Raw genomic sequence first — 1060 nt, forward strand, 5'->3', positions numbered from 1 at the left:
TCGCTTTCGAGGGTGATGCGCGGTTTTTCGAAGTCGTAATCGCGACGCGTCGTGCGGCTGGTACGGGTTTCCAGACGCAGGTCGAAGCGCTTGACCACCGGGTCGTTGGCGACCATGCCGGAGTCTTGCTGATAGGCCACCGGGGCCAGTTTGGGGAACACCGTCTGGTCATCGCCGAACACCAGTTTGTGGCCAGTGGTGGTGTGCTCGAAGTGGTAGTGAATCCCTTCTTCCTCGCACAGGCGCTGGATGAACTGCAGGTCTGACTCGTCGTACTGAACGCAGTAGATGCGCTCGGGATATACCGCCCCGACCTTGAAGGCGTAGGCATTGCCTTGAATGCCGTGATCTTCGAGAACACTGGCGATGATTTTCGGCACCGTCAGGTTCTGGAAAATGCGCTGGTTGATCCGGTGTGCCAGGTACGACAGTTGCGGGCGCAAGGTCATCGAATAACGGGTCAGACGCTTGCCGGAATCGCCTTGCGCGGCGCGGTAGATCTGGCCGTGGATGCCGCTGCCGTCGGGCGACAGTTGCAGGAAGGCCGGTTTGTGCAGCAGCGTTTCGAGGTCCAGCGACGGCTGCTCACTGACCAGCTCCACCTCGAACACAAAAGGCTGGCTGATGGCTTCCCGACCTTGCAGGGTAAACACCTGAAAATCAGCGGAAACACCTTCGATGGTCAGGGCAAAGTGGGTTTCATTGGCCGGCGCGAACATCCCTTGTTCCTCGTGCTGTGCAGCGGCGTTTGCCAAGACCTGAATAAGGAATCAGCAGACGCAAAATTCTGAAAGGGCGTAAACGACATCGACCAGCAGAGCTGGCCGATGCGGGTAACGATCAGCCGCGATTAAACGACTGGGGAACGCCAGTCATCGGAACCCGAAGTACCGGATACTTCGTGGGTCCAGGTGATTTTGCGGTAGGTGAACTGCACTTCTTCCAGGTGGGTGAAGTGCGAGTTGCCTGGGTCCTGGCAGTTGTGCATCTTGTTGTTGATGGCGACGATGATCGCGTCTTCCAGTTTGGTGGTGTAGTAGTGCTCTTGGGTGCCCTGAGC

2 protein-coding genes are annotated in these 1060 nt (G+C 57.9%); both read right to left on the minus strand.

All coding sequences use genetic code 11. The features are described 5' to 3' along the window. The coding region (tssI, locus tag DU29_RS0129110) for a type VI secretion system tip protein TssI/VgrG (RefSeq protein ID WP_028624824.1) at window positions 1-719 on the minus strand (719 nt) is incomplete at its 3' end. Between the two features lie 131 nt (window positions 720-850). Continuing rightward, window positions 851-1060: type VI secretion system tube protein TssD (gene tssD / locus DU29_RS0129115; protein ID WP_028624405.1), on the minus strand; the 210-nt coding region annotated here is incomplete at its 5' end.

Origin of the sequence: Pseudomonas sp. Ant30-3 (assembly GCF_000690905.1) — a bacterium.
Taxonomy (GTDB): Bacteria; Pseudomonadota; Gammaproteobacteria; order Pseudomonadales; family Pseudomonadaceae; genus Aquipseudomonas.